This is a genomic window from Azospirillum fermentarium (genome assembly GCF_025961205.1).
Taxonomy (GTDB): Bacteria; Pseudomonadota; Alphaproteobacteria; order Azospirillales; family Azospirillaceae; genus Azospirillum; species Azospirillum fermentarium.
Genome location: NZ_JAOQNH010000001.1, coordinates 2,440,335 through 2,459,245 on the forward strand (window position 1 = coordinate 2,440,335; position 18,911 = coordinate 2,459,245).

At 67.9% G+C, this 18,911-nt stretch carries 17 protein-coding genes; 6 read left to right on the forward strand and 11 right to left on the reverse strand.

The features are described from left to right. Positions 1-88: 88 nt before the first annotated feature. The gene (locus M2352_RS11460; RefSeq protein ID WP_264664614.1) at positions 89-1,459 is read right to left on the reverse strand and encodes a YihY family inner membrane protein; all 1,371 of its coding nucleotides are present in this window, start codon (positions 1,457-1,459) and stop codon (positions 89-91) included. A gap of 152 nt (positions 1,460-1,611) precedes the next feature. Here M2352_RS11460 and fabI point away from each other — a divergent pair, with 152 nt between their 5' ends. From fabI to M2352_RS11475, 3 genes are read left to right on the forward strand one after another with little or no spacing between them, the layout of a single operon-like run. Further along, positions 1,612-2,460: an enoyl-ACP reductase FabI gene (fabI, locus tag M2352_RS11465; protein ID WP_264664615.1), complete on the forward strand. Its 849-nt coding sequence runs from the start codon at positions 1,612-1,614 to the stop codon at positions 2,458-2,460. A gap of 38 nt (positions 2,461-2,498) precedes the next feature. Then, positions 2,499-3,572, forward strand: coding sequence for a chorismate synthase (gene aroC, locus M2352_RS11470; RefSeq protein WP_264664616.1), 1,074 nt, complete (start codon positions 2,499-2,501; stop codon positions 3,570-3,572). An 8-nt stretch (positions 3,573-3,580) separates the two neighbouring features. Next, a complete protein-coding gene (locus tag M2352_RS11475) occupies positions 3,581-4,147 on the forward strand; it encodes an invasion associated locus B family protein (RefSeq protein WP_264664617.1) in 567 nt (188 codons plus the stop codon). Positions 4,148-4,154: 7 nt separating this feature from the next. Here the strand turns inward: M2352_RS11475 and M2352_RS11480 are convergent, their stop codons facing one another. Then, positions 4,155-4,679 (reverse strand): hypothetical protein, encoded by a 525-nt coding sequence (locus M2352_RS11480; protein ID WP_264664618.1) that lies wholly within the window; start codon positions 4,677-4,679, stop codon positions 4,155-4,157. A gap of 135 nt (positions 4,680-4,814) precedes the next feature. Between M2352_RS11480 and M2352_RS11485 the strand changes: the two genes are divergently transcribed. Next, positions 4,815-5,387 (forward strand): peroxidase-related enzyme, encoded by a 573-nt coding sequence (locus tag M2352_RS11485; protein WP_264664619.1) that lies wholly within the window; start codon positions 4,815-4,817, stop codon positions 5,385-5,387. 3 nt (positions 5,388-5,390) lie between these two features. Then, positions 5,391-6,308 carry a hypothetical protein gene (locus tag M2352_RS11490; protein WP_264664620.1) on the forward strand — a complete coding sequence of 306 codons (918 nt, stop codon included), beginning with the start codon at positions 5,391-5,393 and terminating at the stop codon, positions 6,306-6,308. A 52-nt stretch (positions 6,309-6,360) separates the two neighbouring features. Here the strand turns inward: M2352_RS11490 and M2352_RS11495 are convergent, their stop codons facing one another. From M2352_RS11495 to M2352_RS11530, 8 genes are all read right to left on the reverse strand, one after another. Continuing rightward, positions 6,361-7,128: an MBL fold metallo-hydrolase gene (locus M2352_RS11495; protein ID WP_264664621.1), complete on the reverse strand. Its 768-nt coding sequence runs from the start codon at positions 7,126-7,128 to the stop codon at positions 6,361-6,363. Between the two features lie 5 nt (positions 7,129-7,133). After that, on the reverse strand, positions 7,134-7,931 hold the full coding sequence (locus M2352_RS11500) for a TatD family hydrolase (protein ID WP_264664622.1): 798 nt from the start codon (positions 7,929-7,931) through the stop codon (positions 7,134-7,136). A 1-nt stretch (position 7,932) separates the two neighbouring features. Then, complete coding sequence (gene metG / locus M2352_RS11505; RefSeq protein WP_264664623.1) at positions 7,933-9,486, reverse strand: methionine--tRNA ligase; 1,554 nt, start codon at positions 9,484-9,486, stop codon at positions 7,933-7,935. Positions 9,487-9,532: 46 nt separating this feature from the next. After that, positions 9,533-10,651 (reverse strand): DNA polymerase III subunit delta', encoded by a 1,119-nt coding sequence (locus tag M2352_RS11510; RefSeq protein ID WP_264664624.1) that lies wholly within the window; start codon positions 10,649-10,651, stop codon positions 9,533-9,535. Next, entirely contained in the window at positions 10,648-11,286 is a 639-nt protein-coding gene (gene tmk / locus M2352_RS11515) for a dTMP kinase (RefSeq protein ID WP_264664625.1), read from the reverse strand. Before tmk ends, M2352_RS11510 begins: the two co-directional genes overlap by 4 nt. Positions 11,287-11,291: 5 nt before the next feature. Beyond that, the gene (locus M2352_RS11520; protein ID WP_264664626.1) at positions 11,292-12,443 is read right to left on the reverse strand and encodes a D-alanyl-D-alanine carboxypeptidase family protein; all 1,152 of its coding nucleotides are present in this window, start codon (positions 12,441-12,443) and stop codon (positions 11,292-11,294) included. 68 nt (positions 12,444-12,511) lie between these two features. Next, complete coding sequence (locus M2352_RS11525; protein ID WP_264664627.1) at positions 12,512-13,492, reverse strand: septal ring lytic transglycosylase RlpA family protein; 981 nt, start codon at positions 13,490-13,492, stop codon at positions 12,512-12,514. A gap of 95 nt (positions 13,493-13,587) precedes the next feature. Beyond that, positions 13,588-14,382, reverse strand: coding sequence for a YdcF family protein (locus M2352_RS11530; RefSeq protein WP_264664628.1), 795 nt, complete (start codon positions 14,380-14,382; stop codon positions 13,588-13,590). A gap of 232 nt (positions 14,383-14,614) precedes the next feature. Here M2352_RS11530 and M2352_RS11535 point away from each other — a divergent pair, with 232 nt between their 5' ends. After that, positions 14,615-16,573: a methyl-accepting chemotaxis protein gene (locus M2352_RS11535; protein WP_264664629.1), complete on the forward strand. Its 1,959-nt coding sequence runs from the start codon at positions 14,615-14,617 to the stop codon at positions 16,571-16,573. A gap of 33 nt (positions 16,574-16,606) precedes the next feature. Here the strand turns inward: M2352_RS11535 and M2352_RS11540 are convergent, their stop codons facing one another. After that, a complete protein-coding gene (locus tag M2352_RS11540) occupies positions 16,607-18,691 on the reverse strand; it encodes an ATP-binding protein (RefSeq protein ID WP_264664630.1) in 2,085 nt (694 codons plus the stop codon). Between the last annotated feature and the right edge of the window lie 220 nt (positions 18,692-18,911).

Here is an 18,911-nt window from a genome sequence, read left to right on the forward strand (position 1 = left end):
TCGCCCCCCGTGGCCTGTTCCATCCTCTTCCCCTAAAGGGAAGGTACGGGGGAGCCTATGGGGTGGTGCCGCAGCGCGTCAAGGACACTTACCCGGTTACGTTGGACGATCCGGGCGTGCGGCGGCGCAGGGGCACGGCCCCGCCCTCCCCCGGCGGGGAGTCGGTCAGCAGATCCTTGAGCGTGACGGACAGGATGCGGGATTCGCTGGCCTCCATCTCCTCCACCAGCCGGGCGGCCCGCTCCTCCCACGGGGTGCGCAGGCGGCCCAGGCCGCGCACCGACCCGCGCATGCCGATGCCCAGCGCCTTGCACAGGTCGTTCACCGTCGCCTCGTTCAGGTCGCGGGTGACCACCCAGGAATCGCGGGTGGTCAGCGCCACCCAATGGGCCTCGCGCAGTTGCTGGAGGATCGCTTCGACCAGCAGCGACCCGACGGGCACCCGCGTGACCAGCGTGCGCCGCCGCATCCCCACCCCCAGCCGGGCGGCCAGCATCAGCTCGTGCAGCACCGCCAGCGCCAGGGCCAGACGCTGGGCGGGCAGCAGCCCCTCCGGCCCCACGCGGGCGATGCGCCCGGCCCGCCATTCCGGCAGGGCCGCGGTGACCACCGCGCCGAACAGCACCGTTGACCACGCGATGAAGATCCAGAACAGAAAGATCGGCACGGTGGACAGCGCGCCATAAATGGTCTGGTACGCCGGGTATGCCCGCAGGTACCACCCGAATCCCGACTTGGACAGCTCCAGCAGCACCGCCCCCACCAGCCCGCCGTACACCGCATCCATCCACCCCACCGTGCGGTTGGGCAGCACGATGTAAAGAAAGGTGCAGCCGACAAACTGGAACGCGAACGGCAGCACCGCGCCGATGCCCTGGAGCGGATAGGCGTATTCGCTGACGTGGATCATCTCCAGCACCGACCACAGGCTGCTGGACAGCGACAGCGACACCCCGAACAGCAGCGGGGCAAAGGTCAGCAGCGCCCAGAACGACAGGATGCGGGTGACCAGTGACCGCGGTTCCTGCACCCGCCAGATGGACGCAAACGACCCCTCGATGGTCCACATCAGCAGGATGGCCGACACCGCCAGCCCGATCACGCCGAAGCTGGTCATCTGCCCGGCGTTGACCATGAACCGGCCCAGGTATTCCAGGATGGCGTCGCCGATCTCCGGCACCATGTTGCGGAAGATCAGCGCCTGAAGCCGGTTCTGCATGGCGCTGAAGGCGGGAAAGGCGGTGAAGATGGCAAAGCCGATGGTCATCAGCGGAACGATGGCCAGCAGCGTGGTATAGGTCAGCGACGCCGCGGTCTGGAAACAGTTGCCGTTGTAGAAGCGCAGGGCGGCATGGCTGAAGAAGCCCACGTAATCCATCAGCCACCGGCTGGCCCGCAGGGCCACGGGGGGCAGGTCCGGCGCGCCGGAAGGGGCGGAATCGCCCGGCGGCGGCGTCATCGCGGCCCACCTGGCCAAAGGTTGTGTTCCTTCCGTCCCTGTTCTGTCACAATCGCTCCCTTGCTCCGGTTTGACCGGGGCTTTCTTTCGTGTAGGATGCGCCCCGCTTTTCGCATTCTGAACCGTTGTTCACCAAAAATAACGAGGTCCGCATGTCCACCCCGAAGCCGCTGATGGAAGGCAAGCGCGGCCTGATCATGGGCGTCGCCAACGATCGTTCGATCGCGTGGGGCATCGCCCAGACTCTGGCGCAGCATGGTGCCGAACTGGCCTTCACCTATCAGGGCGACGCTCTTTTGAAGCGGGTGAAGCCGCTGGCGGATTCCGTGGGCTCCAAGCTGGTCCTGCCGTGCGACGTCACCGACGAGGATAGCATCACCGCCACCTTCGACGCCATCAAGGCGGAATGGGGCACCCTTGATTTCGTCGTCCACGCCATCGCCTTCTCCGACAAGAGCGAGCTGACCGGCAAGTACGTGGACACCACGCGGGCCAACTTCCTGCGCACCATGGATATCTCCTGCTTCTCCTTCACCGCGGTGTGCAAGGAAGCGGCAGCGATCATGCCCAACGGCGGCAGCCTGCTGACCCTCTCCTATTACGGGGCGGAACGGGTGATGCCCCATTACAACGTGATGGGCGTGGCCAAGGCGGCGCTGGAAGCCAGCGTGCGCTATCTGGCGGTGGATCTGGGTGCCGACAACATCCGCGTCAACGCCATCTCCGCCGGCCCGATCAAGACGCTGGCCGCCAGCGGCATCGGCGATTTCCGCTACATCTTGAAGTGGAACGAGCTGAACGCCCCGCTGAAGCGCAACGTCACCATCGGCGAGGTCGGCGGCGCCGGCCTGTTCCTGCTGAGCGATCTGGGTTCGGGCGTGTCGGGCGAGGTGATGCACGTCGATTCCGGCTATCACGTCGTGGGCATGGTGGCGGTGGACGAGGCGCAGAACGTCTCCCAGCTTCTCAGCTCGCTGGGCGGCGGCGGCAAGGCCGAGTAAGCTTTCTCTCCCTATCACCTGACCGGGACACGCGCATCATGGCCGGGAACAGCTTCGGCACCCTCTTCCGCTTCACCACCTGGGGCGAAAGCCACGGACCGGCCATCGGGGCCGTGGTGGACGGCTGCCCGGCCCGCATCCCCCTGACCGAAGCCGACATCCAGCCGTGGCTGGACAAGCGCCGCCCCGGCCAGTCGCGCTTCACCACCCAGCGTCAGGAACCCGATCAGGTGAAGATCCTGTCGGGGGTGTTCGAGGGCCGGACCACCGGCACCCCCATCCAGCTTCTGATCGAAAACACCGACCAGCGCTCCAAGGATTACGGCGACATCGCCGAGAAGTTCCGGCCCGGTCACGCCGATTATGCCTATTGGAAGAAATACGGCATCCGCGACTACCGCGGCGGCGGGCGGTCGTCGGCGCGGGAAACCGCATGCCGGGTGGCCGCCGGGGCGGTGGCCCGCAAGATCCTGGGCACCGGCGTCACCATCCGCGGCGCCATGGTGCAGATCGGCCCGCACACGGTGGACCGCAGCCGGTGGGATTGGGCGGAGGTGGACAACAACCCCTTCTTCTGCCCCGACCCCGTGGCCGCGGCCCAGTGGGCGGAGTATCTGGACGGCATCCGCAAGGCCGGCTCCTCCATCGGCGCGGTGGTGGAGGTGGTGGCGTCGGGCATCCCCGCCGGGCTGGGCGATCCGCTCTATGACAAGCTGGACAGCGACCTTGCCAGCGCCATGATGAGCATCAACGCCGTCAAGGGCGTGGAGATCGGCGAGGGCTTCAACGCCGCCGCCCTGACCGGCGAAGAAAACGCCGACGAGATGCGGCGGGGGCCGGACGGGGAGCCGCTGTTCCTGTCCAACCACGCCGGCGGCATCCTGGGCGGTATTTCCACCGGTCAGGACATCGTCGTCCGCTTTGCCGTCAAGCCCACCAGCTCGATCCTGGTCACCCGCAAGACGGTGGATATCCACGGCAACGATGCCGAGATCATCACCAAGGGCCGCCACGACCCCTGCGTCGGCATCCGCGCGGTGCCGGTGGGCGAAGCCATGATGGCCTGCGTCCTGGCCGACCATTGGCTGCGCCAGCGGGCCTATACCGGGTAAGCGCCGGGATGGCCTTCCGCCGGTCCCTCCTGTCCGCCCTGACCCTGGCCGCCGTCCTGGCGGCCCAGCCCGCCCGTGCGCAGGAACCGCCCTTGCGCGAGGTGACGGAGCAGGCGGGGGCCTGGCGCCTCTATTGCCAGATCTGGTCCGCCCCCCGCCGGCTGGAATGCGAAATCATCAGCCGCCAGAGCATGGGGTCCAGCCGCGGCGGGGCGCTGGTCTGGTACCGCTCCTCCACCCGCTGGGCGGAGGGGCTGCGCTTCCGGCTCGACGGCAGCGGCATCGACGTGGACAAGGGCGTGCGGGTGTGGATCGACAACGGGCTGTTCCGCCCGGAATTCCCCTGCAAGCCCTATGAACTGGAACCCGGCTCGTGCGTGGTGAGCGACCCCGCCGCCAACACAGCCCTGGTCCAGCGCATGGCCGCGGGCCGGGAAACCGTGTCGGCGGTGGGTGTGTCACCGTCGGGCGCCAAGGTGGATGTGTTCTTTTCCCTCAAGGGCTTCCGCGACATCATTGAGAAGATGGAGCAGGTGCGGGAGCAGGCGGGGATCCCCTTCTCCACCACGCCTTAACCACACTCTAAACCCGGACCAGAACCTCCACCGTGCGGGCCAGGACGGTGCCGTCCGCGTCCAGGCGGGCCACCCGCCCGAACAGCCGCGTGCCCGGCTCCACCGCCGCCTGCGCCGCGAGATCCCCGTCACACGCCACCGTGAAGAACGTCTCCGCCACCGCGCGGAACCCGATACCGTTGTCACGGAACAGACGCCCGAGCGGTACATCCGTAACAGGCAGGTGCGGGCGCAGCCCCGGCGGCACCGCGGCCAGCATCACGTCGATGCCCGCCACCTCCACCGGCACCGGGCCGGCGGACAGCACCACGCAGCGCCGCAGCACGCCGCCCGTGACGGTGCCGTTCAGCACCGTGGCGGCCAAGGGTGTGCGCCAGTGGCGCTCCAGGGTGCCTGTCATGCCGGTGTCCTGGTCCAGCAGCCGGCGGACGGGTGCCGGCAGGCCGCCGGCCCGCAGCCACTCCACGCCCATGACGGCGGAGCCGGCGGACAGATGGTGGTGCAGGGCGGCGATTCCAGACAGCGGCGGCATGGCACCACCTTAGCGCCCCGACGCTGCGATGCAACAGAAGCCTTGGGGGAAGGTGCGGAAAACGAAGGGGTTTTCCCCAAGGCGCCCCGACGCTACCCTGCTTCCCAACCAGAGCATCACCCGGAGGAAACACCCGTGCCGCAGCCCGATCACATCATGGACCTGCCGGTCCCCGAGCCAGAGACCCTGGACGCCGACCAGCGGGCCTATTTCGACAAGTGCGTGGAGAAGCTGGGCTTCGTTCCCAACGTGCTGAAGGCGTACAGCCTGCGGCCCAAGAAGCTGCGCACCTTCACCCTGCTCTACAACGAACTGATGCTGGGCGACAGCGGCCTGAGCAAGCTGGAGCGGGAGATGATCGCCGTCGTGGTCTCGTCCCACAACCACTGCTATTACTGCCTCGTCGCCCACGGGCAGGCGGTGCGCAAGCTGTCGCTGGACCCGGAATTGGGCGAAATGCTGGCCTTCAACCACCGTGTCGCCCCGCTGGAGCCGCGCCACCGCGCCATGCTGGATTTCGCCCACAAGCTGACCGCCGCCCCCAGCACGGTGGGCGATGCCGACCGCGCCGCCCTGCGCGCCGTGGGGTTCAGCGAGGAAGATATCTTCGACATCGCCGACGTGACCGGCTTCTTCAACATGTCCAACCGCGTGGCGACGGCGGTGGATATGATGCCCAACCGCGATTACCACAGCATGGACCGCTGACCGATGCGTTTCAGGACCGGATTGACAGGGTTGGTGTGTGCCGCCGTTCTGGCAATGGGGGCGGCTGACACGGCCACGGCGGCGGATCCGTCGCTTGCCCAATTGGTGGCCGACATTCCCCGCCATCCCGAACGGGTGGCCGCCGCCCTGGAAACCCGGTCCGAACCGGCGGCTCGGGCGTGGCTGCTCTACCTGCTGCGCACCACCGGTCCCCGCGGGGAAACCCCGAAGGAGCGCATTGCCGGGCTGGAGCAGGCTATCTTGTCCAGCGAGATCAAGAACGACAAATATCTTGTTGAAGAAATTAAGAATATTGGGGATCTGACCGACGCGCCGCTGCAAGGGGTGCTGCTGTTCCTGCGCCACATCCTATCGGCTGATGCGCAGGAGACGGCCCCCTGCTTTCTCTTCATCCTTCATGGTCAAGCTGCCTTCGAAGCCTTTGGTCCCTTTTGGGGAAACGGGCGCGACCAGCGGCCCAGGCTGTGCGAGGCGCCCCAGTCTCTCTACAGCCGGGCGGAATGGCGCAAGCTGGCCGCGGTGATCGACCCGGCCATCGAGCCGGCGCTGAAGGAACGGGGCAGCATCCGCATCGGGTACGAGCGTCAGTTCGCCGTGGACGCGCTCCAGGCATCGCTGGTGCCCGCCAGCCTGCTGGAACTGCCGTACACACCCCAGGGGCGCAAGGCGGCGGATGAACGGGGGCGGGCCATGGCCGCCTTCCGCTCGTGGTCCGACTGGAGCCAGTGGCCCAAGGAGCAATACGAGGCGGCAAAGCGGCTGCTGCCGACGGTTATCGACACTACATCAAAGTATTACGAGACGGCGTTCGAGCTATCCCCGAAGTTCGCCCGCCAAGCGGCGGAAGCGGCGGCGGAACGCTTCATCGCCAGCCGGCTGGTGCTGCTGACGGCGGAGTGAGGGAGAGTACACGCATGAAAAGCCCTCTCCCGAGGCGGGAGAGGGACAATCATCACACCGTGATCACCAGCCCGTCATAGGCCGGCTCGACGCCCGGCGGCAGCTTCCGCCGGATGGTCTCGTAATCCATGGTGTTGTTCATGTGGGTGAGGAAGGCGCGCTCCGGCTTCACCCGCGCGATCCAATCGAGGGTCTGGGCCAGATGGGAATGGACCGGGTGCGGCGGGTCTTCCCGCACGCAATCGACCACCCACACCTTTACCCCCTCCAGCGCGGCAAAGGCCGCCTCGTCCAGCCGCACCACGTCGGTGGAATAGGCGAAATCACCGAAACGGTAGCCCAGGGTCAGCGTGTAGCCGTGATCCTGGACGAAGGGGGTGACGGTTACGCCCTTCACCGAAAACGGCCCCGAGACATCGTGCGGGGTCAGAACCGGGCGGTAGACCGGCGCCCCCTCGGGCAAGGGCTGGAAGCAGTAGCCGAAGCGCCGCTTCAACTCCTCCACATGCTCGGCCATGCCATAGACATCGAGCGGCGCCTGCATCAGCCGGCAGATTTCCCGCAACTCGTCAATGCCATGGGCATGGTCGGCGTGCTGGTGGGTCCACACCACGGCGTCCAGCCGCTGAACATCGGCGTCCAGCAACTGCTGCCGCAGGTCGGGGGAGGTGTCCACCAGGATCGCCACCCCGTCCTGCTCCACCAGCACCGACGGGCGGGTGCGGCGGTTCCTGGGGTTGGCGGGGTCGCAGTCACCCCACTGGTTGCCGATGACCGGCACCCCCGCCGATCCGCCGCTGCCCAGGATGGTGACGCGCATGCCGCTCACGCCGCCTGGACTTCGGACGCATCCGCGCGGGGCACCCGCTGGAACAGGTCGAAGAAATTGGCGGTGGTCTGCCGCGTCACCTCCGCCGGATCGATACCCTTGATCCGCGCCACCTCGGCGGCGGTGTGGACCACGTACGACGGCTCGTTGCGCTTGCCGCGGAACGGCACCGGCGCCAGATAGGGGGCGTCGGTTTCCACCAGAATACGGTCGAGCGGAATGTCCGCCACGATGGCGCGCAGGGCGTCCGACTTCTTGAAGGTGATGATGCCCGACAGCGAAATGTAAAAGCCCAATTCCAGAGCTTTCTCAGCCACATCCCGGCCAGAGCTGAAGCAGTGGATGAGGCCCTTTTGCGCCCCCTCATCCTGCAACACGCGGATGGTGGTGTCGTCCGCGTCGCGGGTGTGGACGATCAGCGGCAGGTCCAGCACCTTGGCCGCCCGGATGTGCCGGCGGAAGGATTCCTCCTGCACGTCGCGGGGGCTCTGGTCGTAGAAGAAATCCAGCCCGGTTTCACCGATCCCGATCACCTTGGGATGGGACGCCATGGCGATGATGCGCTCGACCGTGGCGCCCTCGAACTCCTCCGCCGCCTGGTGGGGGTGGACGCCCAGCGAGCAATAGATGCCCTCGTACCGCTCGGCGACCGCCGCCACCTGGGCAAAGCGGGTGAGATAGGTGCAGATGGTGACCATCCGGCCCACCCCCGCCGCCCGCGCCCGGTCCACCAGCGCGTCCAGATCCTGGGCGAAATCGGGGAAGTCCAGATGGCAATGGCTGTCGATCAGCATCTCAGTTCTTCGCTTCCTCAACATAGCGGGGGAATACCCCCTGGGGTATCGGCAGCGGCGTGCCCGCCACCAGCGCCCCCGCCGGTCCCAGCCGGCCGAACCCGCGGGCGTCCTCGCCCTGCCCCAGCAACTCCAGAATGCGCGCCGAGGCGGCGGGCATGATCGGCTGGGTCAGGATGCCCAGATGACGGATGGTTTCCGCCAGCACATAGAGCACGGTGCCCATGCGCGCCGGGTCGGTCTTGCGCAGCGCCCACGGCGCCTGCTCGTCCACATAGCGGTTGGCATCGCCGATCACCGCCCACAGGGCATCAAGCACCTTGTGGAACGCCTGCACCTGGATTTCCCGGCGCACGGTGTCCAGCAGGGCATGGGCGCTGCCCAGCAGCCGCTCGTCGGCCTCGGTGAACGGCCCCGGCTGCGGCACGGCGGCACCGCAGTTCTTGCCGATCATCGACAGCACGCGCTGGACAAGGTTCCCGTAATCGTTGGCCAGATCGCCGTTGATGCGGTTGACCATCGCCCGGTGGGAGAAGTCGCCGTCGTTGCCGAACGGCACCTCGCGCAACAGGAAATAGCGCGTCTGCTCAAGACCATAAGTGTTGACCAGGGTCTCCGGCGCAATGACGTTGCCCAGCGACTTGGACATCTTCTGCCCTTCGATGGTCCACCAGCCGTGGGCGAACACCCGCTTGGGCGGCTGCAGCCCGGCGGCCATCAGGAACGCCGGCCAGTAGATGGTGTGGAAGCGCAGGATATCCTTGCCCACCATGTGCAGATCGGCGGGCCAGTATTTGGCGTAATCGCCGCCCTCGGTCTCCGGGTAGCCGACGGCGGTGATGTAGTTGGTCAGGGCGTCCAGCCACACATACATGATGTGCGCCTCGTCGCCCGGCACCGGGATGCCCCATTTGAAGGTGGTGCGGCTGATGGACAGATCCTTCAGCCCCGCCTTGACGAAGGCCATCACCTCGTTGCGCTTGCCGGGCGGCAGGATGAAATTCGGGTTCTGCTCGTAGAATTCCAGCAGACGGTCCTGCCACGCCGACAGACGGAAGAAGTAGCTGGGCTCCTCCACCCATTCGCATTCGGCGCCCGTGGGCGCGATCTTGCGGCCCGTGGGGGTGGTGGTCAGTTCGTCCTCGCCATAGAACGCCTCGTCGCGCACGGAATACCAGCCGGCATAGGAGCCGAGGTAGATCTCGCCGCGCTCCTGCAGCCGCGTCCACAGCGCCTGCACCGACTTAATATGGCGCGGCTCGGTGGTGCGGATGAAATCGTCGTTGGAATAGTTCATCAGCCCGACGAGATCGCGGAAGTTCTGCGACACGCGGTCGGTGAAGGCCTGCGGTTCCACCCCGGCGGCCAGCGCGGATTTCTCCACCTTCTGCCCGTGTTCGTCGGTGCCGGTCAGGAAACGGACGTCATAGCCGTCGAGACGCATGAAGCGCGCCAGCACGTCGCACGCCAGGGTGGTATAGGCGTGGCCGATGTGCGGAACGTCGTTCACATAGTAGATCGGCGTCGTCAGGTAATAGGTCTTGGACCCGGCCATGACAGATGCTCTCCCGTTCTTCTTGGTGCCGGCGGGCGCGCCGGTGTCAGGCGGCTGCCGCTTCCAACGTCAGCAGGGCGTTCAGAACCACCTGCTTGCGGTCGAGATTGGCGGAATCCGCGCGCATGAATAAGGTACGGATCTTTTCCCACACCTCCACCCAGCGATCAAGCCCACCGCTGCCCCCGGCCAGCCGGGTCATCAGCGCGATTTCCCCCGCCACCACCTCCGCCGGCCACGCACCGACGGCCAGGGCACGGGCGAAGCGCGCCAGCCACCACACCAGCAGGTCGGTGGCGGTGCCGTACATCCCGGTGTCCTGCCCCCGGCCCAACAGGTCGGCGAAGGCGTGGGCGGCGGCGATGTCCAGCCGCGGCAGCCCACTCAACAAGGTGATGATGCTGCGGTAAAGATCCAGCCCCCCGGCATCGGCCAGCGCCATGGCCCGCCCGATGCTGCCCTCTCCCAGCCGGGCCAGCGCCAGCCGGTCGGTTTCCGACAGACCGGGGCGGTGCCGGCCCAGCAGGTCGGCCACCAGCCCCTCGTTCAGCGGGTTCAGCACCAGCTTGCGGCAGCGCGACCGGATGGTGGGCAAGAGGCCGCCGGGGTTGTCGCTGACCAGCAGCAGCAGCGTGGAGGGCGGCGGCTCCTCCAAAATCTTCAGGATGGCGTTCAGGCCGCTGGTGTTCATGCGGTCGGCGCCGTCGATCACCGCCACGCGCCACCCGCCCTCCGCCGCCGTGCGGCGCAGGAAGGGGGCGATGCGGCGCACGTCATCGACGGCGATGTCCCGCTTCATCTGCCCGCGCTTCTCGTCCATCTGCCGTTCGATGGTCAGCACGTCGGAATGCCCGCCCGACGCCACGCGCAGAAACACCGGATCGTCCGAGGACAGCGCCAGGGTCTCGGGCAGGGCCGCCGCCCCGAACAGCCCGCCCGCCGCCTGGGGCGACGGGTTGGCCAGCACGAAGCGGGCGAAGCGGAAGGCCAGCGTCGCCTTGCCGATGCCGGGCGGCCCGCCGATCAGCCACGCGTGCGGCATCCGCCCCGACGACCACGCCGACAGCAGCAGCCGTTCCGCCGCCTCGTGCCCCCACAGGTCGGGGTTGCGGCGGGGGGGGAGCGCGGTCCCGGTGTCGGTGGCGGGTGCGGCGGCGCGGCTCATGACGCCGGCAGGTCCAGGCGGCGGGTGACGGCATCGAGAATGCGTGCCTGCACCGTCTCGATGGTTGCCGTGGCGTCGATGAGCGCACAGCGCCCCGGCTCGGCAGCGGCGATGGCGCGGAACCCGTCGCGCAGGCGGTGGTGAAAGGCCACGTCCATGCGCTCGTACCGGTCCTCGCCGCCATGGCGCACGGCGGCGCGGCGCAGCCCCGTTTCCGGCGCAATGTCGAGGATCAGGGTCAGGTCGGGGCGGAAATCGCCCAGCGCCACCCGCTGCACCTGGGCCACATACTCCGCCCCCAGCCCCAGCCCATAGCCCTGATAGGCCACGGTGCTGTCGAAGAAGCGGTCGCAGATGACCCACGTCCCGGCCTCCAGCGCCGGCCAGACGGTGCGTTCCAGATGGTCGCGGCGGGCGGCGGTGTGCAGCAGCACCTCCGTCACCGGCCCCCAGCGGCCCGTGTCGCCCGACACCAGCAGGGCGCGGATCTCCTCCGCCCCCTTGGAGCCGCCCGGCTCGCGCGTGACCACCACCTCCAGCCCGCAGGCCCGCAGCGCCTCGGCCAGCAGGCGGATCTGGGTGGATTTGCCCGCCCCCTCCCCGCCTTCCAGGGTGATGAACCGTCCGCGGCTCATGGGTCTCACGCCCCGCTGCCGAGAACGAGGTACTTGGCCGCGGCAATCGCCCGGCCGAAGAAGCCCAGACGGCCCACGTCGGCCGCCGCCACCACCGGCACCTCGCGCGTCGGTGCGCCGGGGGCGGTGATGACCAGCTTGCCCACCGGCGTGCCCTTGGCGATGGGGGCGGCCACGGGGGCGTTGGTGACCAGCGCCACCTTCATGTTGGGGCGGTCGGTGCGGGCCATGGTCTGGTTCAGGTTTTCCGCCACGGTCACCGGCACGGTTTCCTGCTCGCCCAGCCACACGGGCACCTGTTCGATGGTGTCGCCGGCCTTGAACAGGGTGTAGGTGTTGAACTCGCGGAAGCCCCATTCGATCAGCCGGGCGGATTCGTCGGCACGGGCCTGCATGTTGGGCAGGCCGTTGACCACCAGCACCAGCCGCCGCCCGTCGCGGATGGCCGATCCGGTCAGGCCGTATCCCGCAATGTCGGTGTGGCCGGTCTTCATGCCGTCGGCGCCGATGTTGCGGTAGAGCAACGGGTTGCGGTTGCCCTGCTTGATCCCGTGATAGGTGAATTCCCGGACCGAGTAGTAATGATAATACTCGGGGAAGTCGGTGATCAGCCGCTTGGCCAGCGTGGACAGATCCCGCGCCGTCATCAGATGGTTGGGGTCGGGCCAGCCGGTGGCGTTCACGATGGTGCTGTTGGTCAGGCCCAGTTCCTTGGCCTTGGCGTTGGCCTGCTCGGCGAAGGCTTCCTCCGACCCCGCCAGACCCTCGGCCAGGACGATGCAGGCATCGTTGCCCGACTGCACGATCACGCCCTTGATGAGGTCATCGACCTTGATGGAGTTGTGAAGCTCCACGAACATCTTGGACCCCTGCATCCGCCACGCGCGCTCGCTGACCGGCAGGGTGTGGTCCAGGGCCATGCGGCCCTTCTTGATGGCGTCGAACACCATGTACATCGTCATGATCTTGCTCATGGACGACGGCGGCATCCGCTGGTCGGCGTTCTTCTCGAACAGCACGGTGTTGGTGCTGACGTCGATCAGGATGGCCTGCTTGGCGATGGTGTCGATGTTGGCAGCACGCGCCGGCAGGATCGTGGCGGCGGCGGCCAGGGCGGCGGACAGCGCGGCGACGAAACGGACCCGGACAGCGGTCATGGCGGCTTCCCTCTTGGCAACGAGTGTTTGCGGTTTCCCCCGGAACGCGGATCATCCCGGACGGGGTATCAATCGACCACGATTTTGGCGTCGGTAAGGCCGGACTGGATCACCTGATTGAGAACGGCGTCGGCGCGGTCCACATCGTCCAGCGGCCCCACCCGCACGCGGTAGAACTGGCGGCCGTTGACGGTGGCCTGACTGACGCTGGCATTGCCGATGACGCCCAGCCGCCCGCTCAGCTTCTGCGCGTTCTCCGCGACGGAGAAGGCGCCGGCCTGCACATAGATTCGGTTCCTGCCCTTGACCGGGACCGAGGACACCACGGGCGCCGGCATGAACCGCCCGTCGTCCTCCGTCTTGCCGGGCACGCGGGCGGTGACGGACGGCGGCAGTTCCGCCACGGTGATTCCCGACGGGCGCGATGCGGACGGGGCCGGGGGCGGCACCTCGCTCACCTGCACGGGCGGACGGGCGGCGGCGGCCTGGACCGGCGGGGCGGTGCCGCCGTCCACCTGTGCCGTCAGCACCGGCGGGGTTTCGCCGCGCCGCGCGGCCTCGGCCAGGGCCCGGCTTTCGTCGGCCAGGATCTGCACCCGCACCTTGGCCGTGCCGGCCCGGTCGTACCCCAGAAGCTGGGCGCCGCGCTGGGACATGTCGATGATGCGGTTGTTGGCGAACGGCCCGCGGTCGTTGACCCGCACCACGATGGACCGGCCGTTGTCCAGGTTGGTCACCCGCACCAGACTGGGCATGGGCAGCGTCCTGTGCGCCGCCGTCAGGTCCATCTGGTCATAAGTCTCGCCGTTGGCGGTCGTCTTGGCGTGGAACCCCGGCCCGTACCACGAGGCGATGCCCGTCTCGCTGTAGCTGTAGTCTTCGGCGGGATAGTACCAGACGCCCTTGATCTGATAGGGCTTGCCCACCTTGTAATAGCCGCCGGTGCGCGGGCCGGCGGGACCGCCGGGCGACCCGGCGCACCCGGCCAGGATCAGCGTGCCCAGCACCGCCGCCGCCATTGCCGTGAACCCGCCGCTGCGCACCATCATTCCTTCGCCCCGTCCGGCCCTGCCGCGCCCAAGCCGCGCACTCTAGCGGCTTTGCCCCGGCAGGCCAAGACGGGACGATGCGCCCCCGCCGGGCATCACGGTCCCGGAAACAGCCGGTCCGTCCGGCCCATCAGGAAATAGCCGGCCAGCCCCAGCCACTCCCGCATCATGTCCGACGTCAGGTTCAACCCGCTCAGCAGGTCGAACGACGGATACCACACCCCGTCGGCACGGGTGCGGAAATCCACCGGATAGGGGATCACCGGCCAGTCCTGGCGGCGGAAGATCCCCACCGACCGCGGCATGTGGACGGCCGACGTGATCAGGATCCACGGCGCCCCCGGCTGCGGATCGGCCAAGGGGCGGCTGAACAGGGCATTTTCCCAGGTGTTGCGGGACAGGTTCTCGACCATCACCCGGCCGGTGTCGAATCCCATCTGTTTCAGCACCGCCACAACCACATCCCCCTCCTTCTGGCCGCTGTCCCACACCAGCCCGGCGCCCCCGGTGGCGATCAGCGGCGCATCGGGGTAGCGGCGGGCCAGTTCCACGAAGGACAGGAGCCGTTCGGCGGCCCCGTTCAGGGCGGGATCGCCGCGGCTGGCGGCGATGGGCGGCTCCACCGCCCCGCCCAGCACGATGATGCCCCCCACCCGTTCGGGCAGGACGGCGGGACGGGGGAAGCGGTCCTCCAGCGGGTGCCCCAGCCACGCCCCCACCGGCAGCAGGGCCAGCGCCGTGAAAACCGCGGCGGCGGTCCAGACCAGCCCCAGGCCCAGCCGGCGGCGGCGGGGCCGCAACGACAGGACCAGACCGCCCACCAGCATCCACAACAGGGCGTTGGCCGGCGCCAGCAGCCCCCAGGCCGCCTTGGTGAGGTAGAAATCCATGGATCCATCCTTTGAATGGGAAGGATGCGATGACGAAGGATTCGCCCCCTCCTGGATGACGGGATCATCGGGGCCTGTCCAGCGGTAACCGGACGCGCGATCCCCCGCCTCCGCGGCAAGTTTCTTCAAACTGTCACGCAACCGTCACGCAAGTTACCGGGATCGCGCGCATTGATGGCCCCGGTTGCATGTCTGGTTTCGTTCCATGGTTTTCACCAGTTCCGGGGGGGCAATGCTGTCGAAGGTATCCATCGGAACGCGCATCGGGCTGCTGGTCGCCGGTGCGCTGGTCACGCTCGGCCTGCTGGGGGGAACCGTGTCGGTGGGGGCGCTGCGCGTGTTCCAGGCCACCGACGAGCTGAACCAGTTCCGCAGCATCGACGAACGGATCGCCGGGATCGAACGGCGGGCCAGCCGGCTGCGGTTCCAGGCCCTGCGCTTCATCACCGAACGGGACCAGACCGCGGCCCGCACCTTCGCCACCAACACCGAGGAAATCGCCGCCCTGCTGGCCGAGGTGCGCGGCAAGGCCGGTTCCCTGGTTCCGGCGGACGACATCGACAACCTGTCCCACGGGGTGTCCACCCTGTCGGAACGGTTCAAGGCGGTGGTGGAGCAGGCATCCACCCTGGGCCTGACCGACGAGACGGGCCTGCGCGGCCAGTTGCGCGCGTCGGCCCGCGCCATCGAGGACGAGCTGAAGCAGTGGCCCAACGCCGACAAGCTGACCGCGCGCATGGAAGCGATGCGGAAGATGGAAAAGGACTTCATCATCTACAACGATGAGGAGCTTCTGTCCGGCCACCGCAAGGCGTTCAGCGAGTTCACCTTCTTCCTCAGCGACTCCGGCCTCGACCCCGCAACCGCGGCGCGGATCGAGAAACAGGCCCGCACCTACCGCAAGGATCTGCTGGCCTTCGTGGACGCCACCAAGGAATTCCGCGCCGGGGTCGCCCGCTTCAACGAGGCGTTCCAGAGCCTGGGGCCGCGGTTCGAAGCGCTGCTGGACATGGCCGGCGAAGGCATGGCGCGGGCGGTGGACACCCAGAACCGGGTCGGCAACGACGTGATCCGCACGGCCACGGTAACGGGATCGCTGTTGCTGCTGGGGTTCCTGCTCATCAGCCTGTACGTCGCCCGCTCCATCACCCGGCCGCTGGCCAGCATCGAAGGGGTGATGGAACGGCTGGCCGCGGGCGACCGCTCGGCCAGCATCCCCGGCATCGAACGGCGCGACGAGATCGGCGCCATGGCCCGCGCGCTTCAGGTGTTCAAGGAAGGTCTGCAGCGCAACCACGATCTTGAGATCGAAGCGCGGGAAACCGAACGGCGCGCCACCGCCGAACGGCGCCAGGCGCTGCACACCGTCGCCCACGATTTCGACGGCGCCTTCGGCAAGGTGCTGAACACCGTGGGCAGCGCCTCGGAACAGATCCGCACCGGTGCCCACATCCTGCGCGACACCGCGGAAAAGATGCGGATGCAGGCGCTGGACACCGCCGACAAGGCCGAGCAGACCTCCGAAGTGGTCGGGATCGTCAGCACCGTGTCCCGCACCCTGACCGACTCCATCGGCGAGATCGGGGTGCGCGTCTCCACCAGCACCACCGCGGTGCAGCGGGCCGTGGGGCATGCGCGCGACAGCGACGCCGCCGTGCGCGCCCTGTCGGAAAGCTCCCAGCGGATCGGCGAGATCGTCGGGCTGATCAACACCATCGCCGGCCAGACCAACCTTCTGGCGCTGAACGCCACCATCGAGGCGGCGCGGGCGGGCGAAACCGGCAAGGGCTTCGCCGTCGTGGCCAGCGAGGTCAAGACCCTGGCCAACCAGACCGCCAAGGCGACCGAGGACATCGCCGGCCAGGTGGCCGCCATCCAGACCGCCACCACCGACGTCGTGACGGCGATCGAGGCCATCCGCACCACCATCGAAGAGGTGGAGAGCCTGTCGTCGGAGGTCTCCACCGCCGTCACCCGCCAGCTTGCCCAGACGCAGGAGATCGTCCACGCGGTGGACCGGGCCACCAACACCTCCCACGAGGTGTCGGAAAGCGTGAGCACCATGGCCATGACCGCGGCGGAAACCGGCAAATCGGCCATCGAAATGATCTATTCCGCCAGCCAGCTTGCCGAGGAGTGCCGGCAACTGGAAAACGACGCCAACCGCTTCGTCGCCTCCATCCGCGAGTAAGGCGTCACGTGAAAGGCACCACCGGGCGTGCCGTCACACGCCCGGACCGCCGGGCGGCAGATGGACCCGCACCGTGGTGCCCGCCCCTTCCCGGCTTTCCAGCTCCAGCCGGCCGCCGTGGCGTTCGGTGAAGGCGCGGGCCAGCGGCAGGCCCAGCCCGGTTCCCCCCGCCCGGCGGGCCAGACGGTTGTCGGCCTGTCCGAACGGTTCCAGTGCCACGGCCAGATCGGCGGTGCTCATGCCGATGCCGGTGTCGGCCACCGTGATCACCACGCCACCCGTCGCCGGGTCGGGCCCCACGCTCAAATGAACCTCTCCGGGCGCGGGGGTGAACTTCACCGCGTTCGACAGCAGGTTCAGAACGATCTGCTTCACCCGCACCGGGTCGGCGTGAATGACCGGGGTGGCGCCGTCACAGGCGAACGACACCTCAACCCCTCCCTCTCCGGTCTGGTCGCGGACCAGAACGCAGCACCCCTCCACCGCATCGCACACGTTCAGCGGCTCGGGATTGATGGCGAACTTGCCGGCTTCGATCTTGGCGATGTCCAGGATGTCGTTGATGACGGCCAGCAGATGCTCGCCCGACGTGACGATGACGCCGGCGTATTCCTGATACTTGGGCAGCCCCAGCGGCCCCAGCATCTCCGCTTCCATCATCGACGAGAAACCGATGATGGCGTTGAGCGGGGTGCGCAGCTCGTGGCTCATGTTGGCGAGGAAGTCGGATTTGCTGCGGCTGGCGGATTCCGCCATCTCCTTGGCCCGCAGCAGGGCGGCCTCGGCCCGTTCCCGTTCCTTGATCTCGGCGATCAGCGCCTGCGTCCGCTCCGCCACCCGGACCTCCAGCGCGTCGTTCATTCCCCGCAGCGCCAGCTCGGCGGACCGGCGGCGGGTGATGTCCTGGCCGGCGCAGATGATGGCCGGGGGACCGTCGCCGCCGGGGGCCGGCAGGGCGGTCATGTTCCACAGAACCGCCCGCTCCTCCCCTTGGGCTGTCCGCCACACCAGTTCGGCGTTGCGGATGGTCTGCCCCGACAGGGCCACGGCCATCACCTGGGCGAACGCCCCGTCGGCGGGGATCAGATCCTGCCAGGCGCAGCCCGGACGCCAGGTCTCGCCCTCCTTTTCCGGCATCAGGGCGCGCACCGCCTCCCGGTTGGCTTCCTGGACACAGCCGTCGGGGCCGATCACCAGAATGATGGTGCCGGCGGCCTGGATCAGCGACCGGAACCGCGCCTCGCTGGCCGCGAGCGCGGTTTCGCGCCGCTTGATCTCCGTCACGTCGGCGATGGACCCCACCATGCGGTACGCCATGCCGTCCGCCCGCCGCAGCGCCAGCCCGCGGGCCAGCACCCAACGGTAGCTGCCCGCCGGGCCGGCCACGCGGTAGGTGTCCTCGAAATGGGGGGTCAGGCCCTTCAGGTGCTCGGTGACACGGGCCTCGTAATGGGCGCGGTCGTCGGGATGGACCAGCTTCAGCCACTCATGGGTCGTGGTGCGCACCGTATCGCGGTCGAACCCGATGATGGAAAGCAGGCGGGCCGACAGGTAGAGATCCTTGGTGATGGGGTTCCAATCCCACAGCCCGTCGTTGGCCCCGTGCATGGCCAGGTTGAGAAGCTCTTCCCGGTCCAGCAGAGCGGCCTGGGCGCGGGACCGCTCGGTTTCGTCCAGCCCCAGCAGGAACGCCCCCAGTATTCCCCCCGCCCCGTCGCGGTGCGGCACGAAGGACAGAGCCAGACGCCGCGGGGTATCGGCGCATTCCACGTCGGTTTCGAACGACAGCGCCTCCCCCTTCAGCGCGGCGGCCATGCCCTCCGCCACCTGGGTCAGGGCCGGGATGCCCTCGATCCCGGCGTCCAGCGGCAGGGCACCGAACCATTCCTGCCAGATGCGGTTGGCGTAGCGGCACCGGCGCTCCCCGTCGAAATAGGCGACGAGGGCGGGAATGGAATCGGCGATCAGCCGGATGCGCCCCTCGCTGGCCCGCGCCAGCGCCAGCGCCGAGCGCATCTGAAGCCGTTCGGCCTCCAATTCATGGACGCGAGCCTCAAGCCGGCGAATGCGGTCGCCCGCCGGCTCGAACGGGATCTCGTCCATATGGGTCGTTGCCACCGGCTGCGTGATCCTTTGGAAAGAAGGTGTGCTTTACCGCGGCGCACAATCCGAATCGAAACCTATCGAATTATGAACAGCGCGTCGAAAAGACGCAAGAGCCGCAAGGCAGTAGATCTCCCGCTTTTGGCTTTATACATTTTTAAGACAATTCTCGTTCCATACGACAATGCAGAGAATTTGACAGATCAGATGCGTCGAATCTCCCGGAGGACAGTGC

Coding starts and splice junctions, on each gene's coding strand:
- M2352_RS11460 (WP_264664614.1), bottom strand. CDS start 1,459: ATGACGCCGCCGCCGGGCGATTCCGCCCCTTCCGGCGCGCCGGACCTG.
- fabI (WP_264664615.1), top strand. CDS start 1,612: ATGTCCACCCCGAAGCCGCTGATGGAAGGCAAGCGCGGCCTGATCATG.
- aroC (WP_264664616.1), top strand. CDS start 2,499: ATGGCCGGGAACAGCTTCGGCACCCTCTTCCGCTTCACCACCTGGGGC.
- M2352_RS11475 (WP_264664617.1), top strand. CDS start 3,581: ATGGCCTTCCGCCGGTCCCTCCTGTCCGCCCTGACCCTGGCCGCCGTC.
- M2352_RS11480 (WP_264664618.1), bottom strand. CDS start 4,679: ATGCCGCCGCTGTCTGGAATCGCCGCCCTGCACCACCATCTGTCCGCC.
- M2352_RS11490 (WP_264664620.1), top strand. CDS start 5,391: ATGCGTTTCAGGACCGGATTGACAGGGTTGGTGTGTGCCGCCGTTCTG.
- M2352_RS11495 (WP_264664621.1), bottom strand. CDS start 7,128: ATGCGCGTCACCATCCTGGGCAGCGGCGGATCGGCGGGGGTGCCGGTC.
- M2352_RS11500 (WP_264664622.1), bottom strand. CDS start 7,931: ATGCTGATCGACAGCCATTGCCATCTGGACTTCCCCGATTTCGCCCAG.
- metG (WP_264664623.1), bottom strand. CDS start 9,486: ATGGCCGGGTCCAAGACCTATTACCTGACGACGCCGATCTACTATGTG.
- M2352_RS11510 (WP_264664624.1), bottom strand. CDS start 10,651: ATGAGCCGCGCCGCCGCACCCGCCACCGACACCGGGACCGCGCTCCCC.
- tmk (WP_264664625.1), bottom strand. CDS start 11,286: ATGAGCCGCGGACGGTTCATCACCCTGGAAGGCGGGGAGGGGGCGGGC.
- M2352_RS11520 (WP_264664626.1), bottom strand. CDS start 12,443: ATGACCGCTGTCCGGGTCCGTTTCGTCGCCGCGCTGTCCGCCGCCCTG.
- M2352_RS11525 (WP_264664627.1), bottom strand. CDS start 13,492: ATGATGGTGCGCAGCGGCGGGTTCACGGCAATGGCGGCGGCGGTGCTG.
- M2352_RS11530 (WP_264664628.1), bottom strand. CDS start 14,382: ATGGATTTCTACCTCACCAAGGCGGCCTGGGGGCTGCTGGCGCCGGCC.
- M2352_RS11535 (WP_264664629.1), top strand. CDS start 14,615: ATGCTGTCGAAGGTATCCATCGGAACGCGCATCGGGCTGCTGGTCGCC.